A 17,235-nucleotide genomic window follows, 5' to 3' on the forward strand; every position below is an offset into this window, starting at 1 on the left:
AAATACTGATACGCCAAATATTTTACTGGTATGTTTAGGGGATAAGTCCGTCTGTTTAACATTAAAAGCACCCTTATCGACATACAAAAGCACATCGATAAGGAGGCTCGGATTTTATAGAATGATCCCTAGTTTACAATAGGGCGTGCATCCCATTTGTCAGCAGGTTCATTTTTATTGGCTGAATTGCCTACCAAATTAGGGTTGGCATTTAGCGTACCTTGGAATATTGGAAAATACTCATTTCCAGGAGTGTAGGTATTGAACGATGAGTTACTAGCTGTTGCTGCAGTCAAAGCATCGGTATTGGCTGTACCATCTGTCACATAATATCCATGCTCAGTCAACTGCTGCAAACGTGCAGCATCGTAGAAGAATCCCCAACGGATCAAGTCAATACCCCGACCGTTTTCGCAACCGAATTCTTTAGGACGCTCTACATTGGCAATTTGCTCGAAGAGATGATCGACAGTTGGAAAATCTGCCAATTGAAGCTCTTCGAGAGCCACACGCTCACGCACTTCGTTGATATAATCGATAGCTTGTTGATTTGGGCCACTGATTTCATTGATACATTCTGCTGCTCTTAACAATACATCGCTATACCGCATCAAACGTATATTCACCCCGCATTGCAAACCATTAGTAATGGAAGCATAGATGTTGTTCCTTGCATTGGTAAACTTGGCAATTGATAACCCACCCTGAGCAATGTTCGATCGAGGTGATTCTGTTATTTCAGCTTGGTAAACAATATTGCTACGAGGATCGCCTTCTGGATATGCAGCCGTAGAAATGTCTGTATAGTTGCTGTACTCAGGTTCGTACGAAACCAATGTCCAGTACAAACGAGGGTCAAGTCGTCCGTCCGTACTATTCTCTGCTTTGAACAGGTTGTACAACCAAGGCGAACCCGCTAGATCGCCCCAGCTACCCAAATCCTGAGAAGCAAAGTTGCTTTCTACTGCATGACCCTGAGTAGCCACTCTACTGATATTTACTGGAGTCCACTCTTCGTCGGTTCCCCCTGTACCAAAATCCATAAACTGAACCTCAAAAAGGCTCTCTGAATTGTTTTCGGTACTTTCTCTGAAGTTATCACCATAATCTGCAGTCAGGGCATAAGTCCCGTAGGTACCTGCTATGATATCTTCCAAAATAGGTAGAGCTAAATCAAACTTATGACGAAACATCAATGCACGAGCCAAATAACCCGCAGCAGCACCGTTAGTCGCACGACCTTCTGCCCACTCGCCTCCGGCATCTCTGGATGGTAGGATATTCATTGCCTCCGTGAGATCCTTCTCTATTTGATCAAACACTTCGTCTTGCGTGTTGTTAGACGAATAGAGTGTTTCTAAGTCTGAGTAAGCAGCATAATCGGTGATCAATGGTACATCCTGGTAATAAGTAGCCAGATGATAGTACGCCAAAGATCTCAGAAAGAGTGCTTGTCCTTTGATCTCATTGTATGCATTCTCAGACATTTCTACTTCATCTACATTCGACAAAATAAAATTGGCACGGTTCACCACATGATAATTGTCTCTCCATGGCCATTCATCACCAATTCCGATGGTGCCTGGAGAATTAAAATTATCATATTCCAAATACCACTGTTGAGATGAGTTCCATACCTCATCACCACGAACCGCATCCAATGTATAACCTACACGGGCAAATGTACCGTCGAGACGAATACGGTTGTAGCATGCAATCACTACTTCTCTAAGTTCTGTCTCAGAATCCCCAAAATCAAAGGTCGTCTGATTATTTGGGTTCTCAACTTCGAGTTGGTCGCTACAGGCCACCATGCCTACGATCAGCACCAACGTTGTTAGAATTTTATATATACCTTTCATATTGATCCCTTATTTTTAGAATGAAAATTGAACTCCGCCCATGACGGTTCGTGGTGTTGGGTACGATGCGTAGTTGTATCCAGGAGTGAATGTACCTCCAGCAAAATCCACATTGTATCCTTTGTATTTAGAGAACACGAACAAATTTTGCCCCGTGGCATAAATGCGAACGTTGTTGATATAGTCTCCAAACCAACTATCAGGAAAGTTGTAGCCAATTTGAATATTGGCTATTTTCAGATAAGTAGCATCCTGAATGAAGCGCGAACTGAACATATCGTTGGTAATGTCACCATTCGATCTATTGGCTACACGAGGTACATCAGTATTGGTATTTTCTGGTGTCCAAGCATTCAATAAATCCGTGCTCTTGTTGAGCGCACCATAGGAACTACGCAAAGTCACATCTACAAAATCTACCGCTTTGAAACCTGCCGCTCCGAATGCCATGACACTCAAATCCAACCCTTTCCATTCCACACGAGCATTCAGACCGAAACTGTATTTAGGCAAGCCGCTGCCCAGGTAGGTTTGATCTTCATTGGTGATTTGACCATCAGGTATTGGATTACCCTCCGCATCAAATGCACCAGCAATGTCTGCATAGGCTACATCACCAGGCTGTGCACCAGGCTGATCAATAAAATTACCTTCTGAGTTGACACGGTTATCGATTTCATCTTGCGACTGAAAAATCCCCTCATAAACATATCCATAGAAGGAACCTATTTCACGGCCTACCTCTGTACGAGCCGTACCATCGGTACGAGGTGCATTTAATACACCCAACTTTGTCACCTCATTGGTGAGGGTAGAGAAGTTAGCAGACACATCAAATTTCACTTCATTGTTATAGTTGTGATAGGCTAACAAAAACTCCATACCTGAGTTGACCATCGTCGCTGCATTCATCTTTACTGCTGCATTGGTAAAACCTGCCTGAGCTGGAACAGCTACATCATAATGGAGGTCTTCTGCCGTGGCTTCATACCAATCGAAGGTAAACTCTAATTGATCATCGAACAGCCCCAGATCAAGCCCAATATCAAGGGTTTTCTTCTTTTCCCATAAGAGTCTTTCATTTACAAAACTAGAGATGGCCGACCCCATCACTACACTATTTTGATAGCTATAAGTATAATCTCCTCGCGCCATAGTGGCCATATAATCATAGGGTCCCAAGTTCGAAATATTGCCTTGTTCACCATAGCTACCACGGATTTTGAACAAGCTTATAGTCGATTCACTGACAGGAAAGAAGCCCTCTCGGTCTATACGCCACCCCACAGAAGCCGCTGGAAATATATCCGTATTGTCATCAGGTGAAAGACGGCTTGATGCATCTTGACGAACAGTTGCAGAAAACAGGTATTTCTCATCAAAATCGTAGTTGATACGACCAAAATAAGATTCCATCAAGCTCACTTCTTCGTATGTAGATGATTGCGTCTGTTCAGAGTTATTTACTTGCAGGTAATAAGGCTCGGTCATGTTGTTACCTATACCTGTAAGTCTATTGTGATCCCAACGCTGAAAAGACTGACCCGCCAGTACATTGACATGATGACGGCCGAATTGACCATCGTAATTGATCGTGTTTTCTATCAAAGATTCCGTATAGCTACGGTGCTCCTCTGTCAACGTCTCATTGCTCTTGGTCAAGTAGTTTGTTGTACTTTGTATAAAAGCAGGTACAAACGTAAAATCCTTGACATGGGTCTTGCTGTACGACAAGTTCAGGTTGTAACTCAACTTGTGTTTGCCGCTCTCAGCATTCAACATTTCAAAGAAGTCCACATTGGCAGACCCTGAGGCTACTATACGATCTACTGTAGAGTTTCTCTCTAACAAATTATTAGTGAGCAAAACGTTGGTTACACGAAGGTCACCATGAATATCGTCATAGTAAGTGCCATAACCATAGGAATCGTATTGGTACCCAGATGCTGGAGAAAGCGTACCATCCAGAACCCAAGTAGATTCATCGTAAGCCTTGATGGTGGGAGGTGTAATGAGCGCTGAGGCCATCACTGGAAATTGAGAACCATATAACCCCTCTACATACTCATTGGCATTGCTAAGAGCCATATTGTCCTGATCGCTGTGACTGTACACTACGTTCGTGTTGAATTTGATAAACTTCACATCCATCGAATTTTTGAATCGAGCCGTGTAACGGTCAAAATTCGGCCCTGCACCTTCCATGGTTCCTTCCTGAGTGAAGTAGTCCATCGCAACGTTGTAAGTATTGTTCTCACCACCACCTGACAGGTTGATGTTGTGGTTTTGGCGAATACCTGTTTTGAAGACTTCATCGTACCAATTTGTATTCACTTTTGCAGTACCGTCTGCACGGTACAAATAGTTTTCACTATTTGGATTGTAACCAGAAGGCACATCCAGACCACTGTTGCCAAATACATTGGTCAAGTGTTGACCATACTGCTCAGCATCCATCACGTCATAAACATCTTTCTGTACTTGGTCAAACCCTATGTATCCGCTATAATCTATCCTCATGGGTTGATCCTTTTTACCAGACTTGGTAGTAATGATCACTACTCCGTTGGCAGAACGCGCACCATAAATAGCCGCCGCAGAAGCATCCTTCAAAACCTGTACTGATTCGATATCGTTGGGAGAGAAATCTCTAATCGTTGTTCCCATAATCACCCCATCAACTACATAGAGAGGCGAAGTATTACCAAAGGATCCCATACCACGAATACGTACTGCAGGATCAGCACCTGGCTGCCCGTCAGATGTAATTTGAACACCTGCCACTCTACCTTGCAGCATAGTAGAGATGTTAGAATTGGAGACTTTCTTCATCTCCTCAGTGTCTACTATCGCCACTGAACCCGTGAGATCAACCTTGCGCTGTGTACCATATCCCACTACTATCACCTCATCGAGTTCGGTTAAATCTATACCTAATGTGATATTACCTAGTACAGACCTTCCACCAACGATCACTTCTGTACTTTTAAACCCTATGAAAGAAACTACCACCGTAGCATCTGAAGGAACAGTAAGTGTAAAATTACCATCGATATCCGTAATGGTTCCATTGGTAGTGCCCTTTTGTGTCACGGTAGCGCCAGGAAGTGCCTCTCCCGTATCATCGATGATTTTACCAGTTACTGTGATATCTTCTGCTTGAGCCCTAGCCATCACATCGGCATTGTTAGTACCTGCTGCGTATGTTGCAGGTACGAGCGCCAGCACCCCTAACAGTATTATATATAAATATTTCATTGTTTCAGTATTTTTTATCCTAGTGATTATTCAACAATTACGAGGTAAGCTCCCTCTAACACGAGTGCAGCATTCAAATCCGCACTGTCTACCGCTATACCCGTATACTCTTGGAAATGTGTATCCCCATTAGCATAAGTAACATCGTAGCGTATATCCGCGGTATCGTCACCATTGTTTGTCACAGTGATCTCTATATAAGAGCCGCTTATATTTGCTGCGAACACATCCCAGTTCCAGTCACTAGTGGCCGTAGCTATACCTTCATAACCAGTTCCCCATCCGAAGTTGTCCATTCGAACTACTCCATTTTCAGTCCCGTCAGCTTTACGAAGGATTGTACTAGGGCTGTGGTAAGAATTAAGACCGTTGGAGTAGCAGTACATTTTGATCGTCGTGCTAGATCCAGAAGCGACTGTATAATCATCAGAAAAATCTGACCACCATGGAGTCGTCATATCCGTAAGACCAACTTGATCGATTCCCTGAGTCAGCGTCAGTGGAACCGTAGTTGTTACAGTACTAGAGGATCCTACGTAGGACACTTCTGCGGTTTGTGCACCAGCAGCAGCTGTGATCGTACCGAACTGTAGATTTTCGTTTGATATCACCCCCGTCGTAGCATCCGAATAGGTCGCTGTTACTACCAATCCCTTAGTATTAAAAACAATAGGGTCAGTATTGTAGAAGTAATAGCTCGTAATATCTGGCATAGTCGTCACGTCCATACTGACCACAGAATTGGTCACCTCCAAATTGTAATAAGTTGATACCGCTTGGGTAAATTCTCCAAGTTTGGTTTTGCTGTAAGCAACTACTACAGTCTTTTCGCCCAGTGTGGTCATATCAGGCACCACATTGAATGAGATGTCAGTGGAGTCCACTTCGGTCGATGATCCGTCTTCGTAAGTCACGGTAGCCACTGCACTACCCCAAAAGTTTTCATTGCCAATCTCCACTGTGGCAGGTGCCCCAGTCACAGCGATCGATACAGGATTGTAATCCACTACTACCGATACATTCGATGGCAGCAGATAAGCCGTCTCCATCTCTACATAGCTAGCGTCCATTACCAAAAATGCGTTGATATCATCGGCAGCAGACACGGGCTGATTATAGGTCATCACCATCTCGATACCATTGGTACCTTCTACAGTAGCGGTCACATAGACGTTGCCCGTCACCGAGTGATCTATTTCAAGAGACACATAAGCACCATCCATCGTCGTGCGGAATAGATCCCAGTCCACTTCTTCAGGATCAGAACCTGCGATCACTGGATAATCCTGGGCCACAAGGCCAAGGTCGAAATCTGTATTGCCCCAGCCAAACGCATCTGAACGCAAGACAAAGTATTCTGCATATCCTTCGCCTTCTCGATCCGCTACATTGTTGACTACCGCTACGTTCCAGTTGTTCCAGTTGTTGACGCTACTTCCATTATGATTAATAAACTCTAAGTGTAGGAGCTTGTTTGATGGAATGGTAAAGTAATCAGAGAATGCTGTCCACCAAGCGGAACTATAATCTTCAGCCCCTACTATCGCCGTAGCGATATCGATATAAGTCGTATCACCTGTATCTATGCCTGCTTTCGCAGCTGCGATCGAGTCAACTCTAGCTTGTAGGTCAGAAGGGGCATCTATCCTATAGATTTCGTCCTCCTCACAGCCAGCTAAGGCAAATGCTATAAAAAACGCTGCAAACAAAACGCAACTCATTAGTCTAGTTTTTTTCATATCATACTTAGTTCTTACTTGTTAAAAAATTTAGTCTACGAGATGGATCATGGCCATCCTTATCGTAAAGGTTACCAATGAGGATAAAAACGAGGTGGAGCTATGTCTTTTTGGGTTGGACTATTGTACAACACCACTACAAAACAGACACTTACAAAATATTATTTCATAATAAATCAACGAAAATCTACTCCCCCTTCTTGGTACTGTTTAGGAGAATGCCCGTAGTATTTGCTAAATAATCGAGAGAAATACTTGGGGTCATTGTAGCCTACAGCGTACGCGACTTCTGAGACATTGAGTTCTTGTGTTTTGAGCAATTCCTTCGATTTCTTCATTCGAAAATGATTGATAAACCCAGAAGCAGATTGGTTGGTGAGAGCGCTTAGTTTTTTGTGCAGCAAACTGCGACTGATGCCCAGAGAGGTCACTAGATCTTTGGAGCTGAAATCAGAGTTAGACATTTGCTCTTCCACGACGGTGATGGCTTGCTCTAGAAATTTTTGATCTTTAGTATTTTGTGTCAAGGCAGCAGGGCGTACATCTTCCTCTGTTGCAAATTGCTCTCGGAGTTTTCTACGAGACTCGATGAGGTTGGAGATACGTGCCTCTAGCAATTCGAAGTTGAAGGGCTTGGGCAGGTAGTCATCTGCGCCGATCTGCAGCCCTTCGATCTGATTCTCTACGGAGGACTTGGCTGTGAGCAGTACCACAGGGATGTGGCTCGTACTAAAGTTGTTTTTGATAGAAGTACAAAGTTCAAACCCATCCATCTTGGGCATCATGACATCACTGACGATCAAGTCTGGGTTGTACTGCTCCGCAAACTCCATCCCTGTCAGTCCGTTGCCTGCTTCGACGATGTTGTACTTTTCGCTCAATCGCAATGATATGAATTTTCTCAAATCCAAGTTATCCTCCACGACGAGAACAGTTCTACGTTGTTCATCGATCACCAAATTTTCAGAAACCAGGGGTTCGTCTTCCCGAATCACGAATTCGTTCTTCAATATTTCAATTTGCGACTGAATATTAGGTGCTCCTCCATCCACCTGATCTGCGTCATGCGCCAAGGTGCGTAGACATGGGAACTGAATCTCAAATACCGATCCCTCCCCAAGCTGGCTACTTACAAATATCTCTCCGTGGTGTGCCTTGATCAGTTCCTCGGTGATGGCTAGACCGATTCCAGACCCGCCGATCTTAAAGGCATTTTCGGACTCTATACGATAAAACCGCTTAAAAATCAACGGAAGATTCTCTTCGCTAATCCCCGATCCAGAATCTGTGATTTTGACACTGATGATCTCCTGATCTGCGGCATTGTACTCCTCATCCAACGTCAATTTACTCTCCTCCAGAGATGGATTGCTAATCACCATTTTGACCTTGCCACCATTCGGAGTGTACTTAAATGCATTGGAGAGTAGGTTGTACAGCATGTTCTCGATTTTCTGTACATCGAACCACACCTCACTCGGCATCTCCCCTACTTCGTGGCTAAAATCAATGCTTTTGATCTCAGCCAAAGGCTCAAAAGCTTCAAAGATTTGGATACAAAACCCTTTGATATCTCCTCGACTCACTTTCAACTCTGCTTTGCCTTGCTCAATTTTTCTAAAATCCATGATTTCATTGATGAGATGTAGCAGACGCTTGGCATTGCGGTTGATCACGTCTAGGTTATTCTTCACGTCCTCTCCAAAACTATAGTGTGACATCAGCCGCTCCAAAGGACCGATAATCAGTGTTAGCGGTGTACGAAACTCATGGGAAATATTCGTAAAAAAGCTCAAGCGAAGCTGGCTCACGAGCTTCAGCTTGTTATTAAGCTCCAGTAACTCATCACGCCTATCTCCGATCTCCTTGTTCTTGCTTTCTAACTCTTGATTCTGTCCCTCGATGTATTTCTGTTTGTCCTCTAGCGACTCGTTGGTCTTTTTCAACTGGATGGATTGATAGGTCAATGCCTCCTTCTGACGATTGATCTCCTCGGTACGTTCTCTCACTTGCTGTTCCAGTACTGCTCTTTGTCGCTTGAGACTGTAGACACGGTAGCGGATATAGCCCAAAATCACAGATGCTATGATGGCTACCAAAAGCAACTGAAACCAAGTCGTCTGCCAATACGGCGGCCGAATGCGGATTTTCAACTCTGTGGGTATATCATTGTATATACCATTAGGACCTGCTGCCTTGACCTTGAATATATACTCTCCTGGTTTCAAGTTAGTGTAGCTCGCAAAATGTCTTTTCGAACCGATGTGGTTCCACTGCTGATCGAACCCATCGAGATAGTAGGCAAAAGTGATCACATCCGAATCCAAAAAATTGAAGGTGGAAAACTCAAATGATACAATTTTTTCCTTGTAGGACAGCTCAATACTTTTGGCATTGGAGAGCAATCCTTCACTGACGACCACTCCGTTGTAACTATGATTAGACACGACAGATTGATCCAGTAGTTTCAAGTCAGTGATGACCACATGCGGTTGATCGATCTCATCACTGATCCAATCTGGATGCAGTGCATCCACTCCATTCATCCCTCCGAAATAGAACTTCCCTTCCTCGTTTTTGTACGAAGAAGACCAATAGTACTGGTTGTTGAGCAAACCATCCGATACATAGAAGTTTCGAGAAGTCTCGGTCTCTGGATCGAAGCGACTCAACCCATAGTCCGTACTGAGCCAGAGCGAGTGGTCCCCTGCCTCCTCTATCCCAAAAATGATGTTGTTGCTCAGGCCAGATCGTGTATCGTATCGTTTGATGATTTCAGACCTTCCCTCAAGGGTTATCTTATTGATGCCCTGACCGTAGGTCCCTACCCACATATTGCCTTGGTAGTCCTCTATGAGTGAAATCACATAGTTGCCACTAATCGAATTGGTATTTTGACTCTCATGCTGAAATATTTGAATGCTTTCGTTGGGCCGCAATGGGTCGAGTTGAAACAACCCCTCCCGAGTACCTACCCAGACTTTCCCCCTAGTAGAATCCAATGCCAAACACCCTACTCCACTAATCGCCACCTTTTGATTCACTGATTGGATTTGTATCATCTCCCTTTTGGCCCTGTCCAATCGATAAAGCCCTCCCAAAGTACCAATCCATACATAGCCCCAATTGTCCTCTATGATCGAGGAAATGAATGCATTACTACCCATGCCATACACTTCATTCATCCGTAGGAATGGGGCTTCCATCTGACCTTTTGGTAGGATATTTATGCCTTGACCCCACGTACCTACCCAGAGCTCTCCGTTCTTCATTCGGTAAATTTTGGTCACAAAATCACTCGAGATTGCCCCATGATCGGTAGACGAAATCTTGAAATGCTTAAAGGATTTTGTCTTCTTATTCATCCGATTCAGGCCTCCACCAGCAGTACCTATCCATACGTGTTTGTCCCCCTCATAAATCGAATTGACAGTGCTGTGGCTCAAGCTATTCGGGTTTCCAATCTCAAACTTGATTTGCTCAAAACTATTTTGACGAGCATTGATGATATTGACCCCTCCACGTTCGGTCCCGATCCATACATTGTCCTCCGTATCGACCAGTAGACAATTCAAAAAATCATTGTTGAGACTGAAATTATCCGAAGGGTTGTTGCGGTAATTGCTAAACTCATCGGTCTTCACATTCAATACCGACAACCCACCCAAAGTAGCTATATAGAGTTGATTTCCGCTCTCAGCTAGATCCAGCACCGAGTTGTGAAGCAAACTATTGGAGTCATCTGCTTGACTATAATAGCGCACAAAACCATCAGTGACAGGATCATAGCGATTGACTCCTATCTCCGTAGCTATCCAAAGCTGTCCATCACGCGTCAATAAAATATCCAATATCAGGTTGGCTGTGATACTCGCTCCATCCATCGGATCATACTGATACGTCTGATCCAGTTGGAGCCCCTGCCCCAATCGGTAAAGTGCCGAGTCCGTCCCTACCCATAGTGCCTCTTTCGTATCATGTGCTATAGCATTGACCACTGTCCCCCTCAATTCACCTCTACCGTCTAGTTGGAGGTGCTGAAGAAGCTTTACTTCCCCTTGATTATCTTTGATTTCTAAGGATGTCAGTCCCTCAGTAGACCCTATATATAGGATACTATCCATGGTATGAAGAGAGTGAACAGCAGCGACCTTGGGTAGGTCATAAGAAGAGAGATCAGTATAGCGAAAGGTCTTGCTATCATACAGGTAGACATACAATCCCTTACTCGTACCGACCCAGATGTTACCAAAATGATCCTCTAGAAGTGCATAGACAAAATTATTCCCAAGGGTAGATTCAACATTGGCCTGACTATCAAAAGTTTCAAAACTATACCCATCATACTTGCAGAGACCGTTCCATGTCCCTAGCCAGATATAGCCTTGACTGTCTTGGAGCATGCAGTCGACCATATTTTGCGCCAAACCATTGGCGGTCGTGAGATGCTGAAAACGAATGTTTGGTTCGTGACTAGCCCACAACAACCCAACAGCCCAAAGCTGTAAAGCCCATACAAGTATTCGTTTTTTCATCATCTGCTGCTTCGAGTATAGAAAGTCTCTACTCGTTCCTTGCTCAAAAATACAAAAGAAGTGTAAGAACTACACCACAATAAAAAGCTCTTTCAAATTGTAACGAGAGCAATATCCATTTATATGGTGTTTCACGTGTTCAAGCCCTTCGAAGGAATTGAGCGTATTTATTGTCACTCCTGTAAATCAAACATTTTAGTAACTTAGCGTTAAGCTACACACAGAATCTTCCCTGATAATATGAATCAGTAGGTAGCAAAGACTTATACTATTCTAAACCGTGATTATGAACAGAACAGCCTATTTGGTCATCTTGTGTATACTTTTTTCACTTCGCACTATTGCTCAAGGACTAAAAATAAACGAGCAGGGGTATTTTGAAAAACCGGGATTGAATATCACAGTATTTAGCGATATCTATCCTGATGGACACCAAACAGGTGTGACTATTATCCAACATGGTAATCGAGTGGCTGCCAACGGTGACCTTAGATTGGAAGCATCTCCCGGACAATGGTCACCAGTACCCAAGGGAGGGCATATAAAAATTGACGAAGACAATCAGCGCATTACACAGCGACTTTGGTATCCAGATTCGTCCAAAAACCGAACAGGGTTCAATCCGATTCTCTACCCAGACCTCACATTTGCCTATGAGGTGGAAGTAAAGGCATTGGAAGGCAATAGCTTTCAAGTGGCTGTTCATCTGGACGAGGCGCTCCCCGAAGAGTGGATCGGAAAAGTCCACTTCAATTTCGAACTTTTTCCTGGTGATTTATTTGGCAAATCTTGGCTCATGGATCAACAAACGGGACAGTTTCCCATTCAACCCAATGGCCCAATCATCGAGCAAAACGATACCAACATTTCACTCCCCATGGCCAAAGGACAGCGCCTGACCGTCGCACCAGAAAGCGATCTACAGCGCATTCGCTTTCAGTCCCAGAGTGGAATACTACAACTACGTGACGGACGCTCCAACCACAACAACGGCTGGTTCATCATCAATGAAGCCGTACCCTCAGGCACTACTCAAAATGCCATCGTATGGATCATCACTCCCAATACTGTAGAGGACTGGGTGTATCAGCCAGTCATCCAAGTATCTCAGCTGGGCTATCACCCTGATCAGGAAAAAAGAGCAGTGATCGAACTGGACAAAAGAAGCACTGCGCCGCAAACAGCACGACTCTACCGAATAGGTCAGGAAGGTAAATCACTTGTCAAAGAGGTTAATCCTGAAAACTGGGGAGAATTTCTTCGCTACCAATATCGTATTTTTGATTTTTCGGAGATAAAGGAAGCTGGTTTGTACACGGTACAATTCGGAGCGCAAGAAACCCATGCTTTCCAAATCAGCAAAGAACTCTATGACCGCAATATCTGGCAACCTGTACTGGAATACTACCTACCCGTACAAATGTGCCACATGCGGGTCAACGAAAAATATCGGGTATGGCACGACTACTGTCACCTAGACGATGCACGCATGGCCCCCGTTAACACCAATCATTTCGATGGTTATATTCAGGAAACTTCCACACTCACAGAGTATAAATCAGGAGAGATCGTACCTGCACTCAACCAAGGCGGATGGCACGATGCAGGTGACTATGACCTGCGCGTAGAGTCTCAAATCGGCACGATCCGTAACCTCGCTTGGATGATCGAGGAATTTGGTATCAACTATGATGCTACCATGGTTGACCCCTACAATCAACTGGTCGAAATCCACCAGCCTGATGGCAAATCAGATGCCTTGCAACAAATAGAACATGGACTCCATAGCGTATTAGCAGGATATCGGTCACTCGGCAGACTCTATCGTGGGATCATCTGTCCTACACTCCGTCAGTATGTGATGCTCGGAGATGCCAGTGCAATGACAGACAATTTATTTTATGATCCAGCACTCGCCAAAGGAGATCGAACAGCACGTAACTCTTCTTTGTCAGATGATCGCTGGGTGTTTACCGAGGAGAACCCTAGACGAGAACTCCATGTCATTAGTGGCTTGGCGGCTGCCAGTAGAGTACTCGCAGGCTATAACGATGACCTAGCTACAGAATCTCTGGTCGCAGCGGAGGCATTGTATGACTTGATCCCAGATGACACCTCTCTCGCTACTGCCAAAAGTATTGCCCTCTCGGAATTGATACTGAGCACTGGAAAGAGAAAATACATCGACGAATTACTTACACTGCAACCTCAAATAGTAAAAAATATCGAGAAATGCGGCTGGGCTATAGGCCGTGTCATGGATCAGGCAAATGACCGAAAATTTAGAAAAGCAATAGATGGTGCGGTCCAAACCTATCATAATCAATTGAAAACAGCACAAAAAGCAGACTCGCCCTACGGCGTCCCCTACACCCCTAACATCTGGGGAGCTGGTTGGTCCATCCAGCGCTTTGGTGTCGAGCAATACTTCTTTTACAAGGGTTGGCCAGAGATCTGTACTCCTGACTTTACACTCAACTCCCTCAACTTTGTACTCGGGGTACACCCAGGGATCAATACTTCTTCGTTTGCCTCTGGGGTAGGATCAAAATCGGTCACTGTAGCGTATGGAGTGAATCGTGCGGATTGGTCCTTTATCCCTGGAGGAGTAGCCTCGGGTACGGCACTAATCCGACCGGATCTACCAGAACTGAAAGTATGGCCATTTTTCTGGCAGCAGACCGAGTATGTCATGGGAGGAGGATCAACAGACTATATGTTTTTGGTGTTGGCTGTACAGGACATTCTTAAAAACTAAACGACTAAAGCATGATAGCTCCCTAAGTTTACTTTTACCCAAATCGATACGGGATGAGCCTTTGTCATTCTAACTCGTACTTTTTGATAACGAGATATTTAAGCAGACCTGTGCCTGCATTTTTAATACCATGCATGGACTGTGATGGACAATATAGACTCGTATGCGAGCCTACGATTCGTGTTTCTCCGTCAAGAAAGAACTCAGCCGTTCCTTCCAGCACGTAAAAAAACTCATCTTCCGAATGCTGATGAGGTGCATGTGTAGACATACCCGGCTCAACTACACTTAATTTTAACGTGTTGCCTTCGGCAAAACTCTTGTCTGCAAACCAATACTGGTATCCACTTTTGGTCTCTACAGATCGTGTTGTATCCAACGTATTGACACAGTTGTCCATAGTATACTCTTGAGCATGAGCATAAAATATCATCCCCATACTCAATACTGTTAATGCTAATTTCCTTTTCATATCTAAAGTCTCATTCAAGATTAAAATTCCATAACTGATGCTGCCATCAATATGGCACAGTACCCATGAGGGTGTTGCTTTTCCGATTCAGATGTACAAGACACTGGCCTAACTTTGATATACTCATCCAAATTGTCTTTGATCCCCATACCTGGGTTAAAAGAATTGATTTGAGGTAGTCCATCTGGATTAGTTGAAATATATGTCTGCATGCTATTCCATGCTTGGTTTACAACTCCTTCATATGAGGTGTCTAACCACCCTTTATCCATTCCTTTTTTCAGTGCATAAATAACCATACCTGATCCACTGGTCTCAATATAATTACCGAATGCAGATGGGTGATTGACCATCTGATACCAGAGACCTTGCTGGTTTTGGGTCTCCTTGATCCCAACAGACAGCTGCTGAAACAAGTACAGTATGTTTTGGTAATCGGAATGTGTAGCTGGCAAATCATCCAAGATATCTACTAGCGCCATAGAAAACCACCCTACACTCCTACTCCACACCTCAGTGGACGTCCCGGTAATAGCGTTTGACCAAGATTTGTTTTTGGCATAATTCCACCCATGATACGGCAAATGACTCTCGATATTGAAAGAACGAGACGCAATCAGTAGCGTTTGAAATGTGGCTACATCCAAACTCTCTGAGTCATCAAACATCTGACCATACTTAACTAAGAAAGGATTGGACATGTATGCTCCATCCACTGTCATTACCTGCTCGTAGTGATCGTTATTTTTATGCCAATACCCTCCATCAGGTGTTTTCTGAAAAACAGAAGGATGATCAACCGTACCGATCAAAAAATCTCTCATCTGTTGAGCTGCGACTTGGTATCGCTCCTCTCCCGTCTCTTGGTACAGAAACAGGCACAACACTCCCGGATGTATCCCGTCCAACTCAGTCTTCAGTCCTCGTACCTCTCCTTCATTCGAAACAAAATCATCAACAAAAGACTGGATGTATTGGACATAGGTCTTATCTCCCGTGTGTGCATAAATCTTCTCCATGCCATGCAGAATGATGCTATTGGCATGATCCCAGTCTTTGCCCGTCATGGCATTGATATTGGGCTGATAACGGCTAATGATGGCATCACTGAAATCAACGCCCCATTGGGTCCTCTGCCCAAACACTGGCACAATAACTCCACACAGTACTAATACCATTATAGCTTTCATCATCACTTTTTAACTTAATCCCGGATTAAAAAAGGTCTCCATTCTACGAACAGAGACCCCACTTTACAAACTCCAACAAACATTGGATTTCTTTCTAGTCAACACCTGTACGGTTTCAGTTCTGAACTTAAAAAGCCAGTTGAGCAGTCACAGGTTCTTTCAACCTTTCAATTTTCTCTTTGAGATATGTACTAAATGCCTCTTTGGTTTTGATACCATTTTGCTCTTGCTCCCATGCGCCCAAGAGATAGTAGCTAAATTTCTTAGTCGTTGGTTTGAATACCACCAAATGATCATAGTCCGATACTTTGACATAATCCACGTCCTTGACATGATAGATGATTGCTAGGCCTAGATTGTCCCCAGCCAGACTTTGCTCTCCATAGGTAGCGATGTATGCCCAGCCGTTTGTACCTACGAGTGATTCCATTTTCTCTGCTTTAGGATGCTTCACGAGCCCCGTACAAAACCCTTCTACCGCCTTACTCAACTGTATCTGGTGCTCTACGGCTCGGTCACCCGTCTCTATACGCAACGTCGAAGAGAGATCAGTAGTCGATGCAGAAGTCGTCCATCCATAATACCTCGTATCTATCTGCGACCCTAGGTACCCGTCAGTCGTAATCTCACACATCACCGAATCAGTCTGTTTGAAATGCTCCACGGCACCACCTATGTACTGCCCAATAGAACCTACGCCGAGTGACTTTCCCGCTTTGAGTATATCCATACCCCATGGTGATGGCTCGTGATAGGAGTCAAATCCATCTTGACCGACGGTTTGCAAAACCAAGGTGTCGACTTTTTTCCCGAAGATATCGATGGCATTTCGCCAGTCTAGATAAAAGCGATAGCCTAGCTGCTCATTTTCCCACCCTGGCCCTTCATAGCGAATAAAATAGGAATGATCCGTATGTGCATCAGGTACTCTCAATTGTTGCACACGTTCAAAACCAGTTTTGTCATCGTATTTTCTACCGTTCCATGTACCTCCCGTTCCGATAGATAGTTCTGCTTGTGTTTTTTTGGGCAGATCAGTACCTGATATCAAATCCTTGTTCAGATCAATCGAAACAGTCTGTTTAGGTGCTAATTGAGCACGAACGGCTAGTTGATCCACCGTGCCATTCTCATCCTGATCCAAAGCCTCTACCCATGTATCAGCCGTCTGATACATCCCTGGTTTCATCTTTGCCATTTTAGCCTGTTGATCTATTGATAGTGTCAAGGTGACCACCTCTTCTCTAGATACGTCCAGTGGGTTAGTCAATACTAAGGTATTTGCCTCCTCATTCGTCGCTCCTTTAGAAGCACAGCCATATACGATAGCTACTCCACAAGCCAACACTAACATCTGACTCCAAACTGATTTTTCTCTCCTATTCATGCTTTAATTCTTATCATCCCTTAGCGGGACTTAT

At 44.2% G+C, this 17,235-nt stretch carries 8 protein-coding genes; 1 reads left to right on the forward strand and 7 read right to left on the reverse strand.

Translation table 11 applies throughout. The annotated features are described in order from the left end of the window. Window positions 1-128: 128 nt before the first annotated feature. From BGP76_RS10430 to BGP76_RS10445, 4 genes are all read right to left on the reverse strand, one after another. Window positions 129-1,862 carry a RagB/SusD family nutrient uptake outer membrane protein gene (locus tag BGP76_RS10430; protein ID WP_119844614.1) on the reverse strand — a complete coding sequence of 578 codons (1,734 nt, stop codon included), beginning with the start codon at window positions 1,860-1,862 and terminating at the stop codon, window positions 129-131. Between the two features lie 15 nt (window positions 1,863-1,877). Further along, complete coding sequence (locus BGP76_RS10435) at window positions 1,878-5,120, reverse strand: TonB-dependent receptor (protein WP_119844615.1); 3,243 nt, start codon at window positions 5,118-5,120, stop codon at window positions 1,878-1,880. A 26-nt stretch (window positions 5,121-5,146) separates the two neighbouring features. Beyond that, complete coding sequence (locus BGP76_RS10440; protein ID WP_119844616.1) at window positions 5,147-6,859, reverse strand: hypothetical protein; 1,713 nt, start codon at window positions 6,857-6,859, stop codon at window positions 5,147-5,149. 176 nt (window positions 6,860-7,035) lie between these two features. After that, window positions 7,036-11,394, reverse strand: a complete 4,359-nt coding sequence (locus BGP76_RS10445; protein ID WP_221409877.1) for a two-component regulator propeller domain-containing protein — start codon at window positions 11,392-11,394, stop codon at window positions 7,036-7,038. 286 nt (window positions 11,395-11,680) lie between these two features. On the opposite strand from BGP76_RS10445, the gene BGP76_RS10450 reads away from it, so the two are divergent. Continuing rightward, window positions 11,681-14,152, forward strand: a complete 2,472-nt coding sequence (locus BGP76_RS10450) for a glycoside hydrolase family 9 protein (RefSeq protein ID WP_119844618.1) — start codon at window positions 11,681-11,683, stop codon at window positions 14,150-14,152. Window positions 14,153-14,216: 64 nt separating this feature from the next. Here the strand turns inward: BGP76_RS10450 and BGP76_RS10455 are convergent, their stop codons facing one another. From BGP76_RS10455 to BGP76_RS10465, 3 genes are all read right to left on the reverse strand, one after another. Next, window positions 14,217-14,624, reverse strand: a complete 408-nt coding sequence (locus BGP76_RS10455; RefSeq protein ID WP_119844975.1) for a cupin domain-containing protein — start codon at window positions 14,622-14,624, stop codon at window positions 14,217-14,219. A 20-nt stretch (window positions 14,625-14,644) separates the two neighbouring features. Beyond that, window positions 14,645-15,817: a glycoside hydrolase family 105 protein gene (locus BGP76_RS10460; protein WP_221409878.1), complete on the reverse strand. Its 1,173-nt coding sequence runs from the start codon at window positions 15,815-15,817 to the stop codon at window positions 14,645-14,647. Window positions 15,818-15,941: 124 nt separating this feature from the next. After that, on the reverse strand, window positions 15,942-17,201 hold the full coding sequence (locus BGP76_RS10465; protein WP_119844619.1) for a DUF4861 family protein: 1,260 nt from the start codon (window positions 17,199-17,201) through the stop codon (window positions 15,942-15,944). Between the last annotated feature and the right edge of the window lie 34 nt (window positions 17,202-17,235).

Origin of the sequence: Reichenbachiella sp. MSK19-1 (assembly GCF_003590315.1) — a bacterium.
GTDB classification, from domain to species: domain Bacteria; phylum Bacteroidota; class Bacteroidia; order Cytophagales; family Cyclobacteriaceae; genus Reichenbachiella; species Reichenbachiella agariperforans.

Bases quoted from the DNA above. Each gene is read 5' to 3' on its own strand.
- BGP76_RS10460 (WP_221409878.1), bottom strand. From the start codon at position 15,817: ATGATGAAAGCTATAATGGTATTAGTACTGTGTGGAGTTATTGTGCCA.
- BGP76_RS10445 (WP_221409877.1), bottom strand. From the start codon at position 11,394: ATGAAAAAACGAATACTTGTATGGGCTTTACAGCTTTGGGCTGTTGGG.
- BGP76_RS10465 (WP_119844619.1), bottom strand. From the start codon at position 17,201: ATGAATAGGAGAGAAAAATCAGTTTGGAGTCAGATGTTAGTGTTGGCT.
- BGP76_RS10450 (WP_119844618.1), top strand. From the start codon at position 11,681: ATGAACAGAACAGCCTATTTGGTCATCTTGTGTATACTTTTTTCACTT.
- BGP76_RS10430 (WP_119844614.1), bottom strand. From the start codon at position 1,862: ATGAAAGGTATATATAAAATTCTAACAACGTTGGTGCTGATCGTAGGC.
- BGP76_RS10455 (WP_119844975.1), bottom strand. From the start codon at position 14,624: ATGAAAAGGAAATTAGCATTAACAGTATTGAGTATGGGGATGATATTT.
- BGP76_RS10440 (WP_119844616.1), bottom strand. From the start codon at position 6,859: ATGAAAAAAACTAGACTAATGAGTTGCGTTTTGTTTGCAGCGTTTTTT.
- BGP76_RS10435 (WP_119844615.1), bottom strand. From the start codon at position 5,120: ATGAAATATTTATATATAATACTGTTAGGGGTGCTGGCGCTCGTACCT.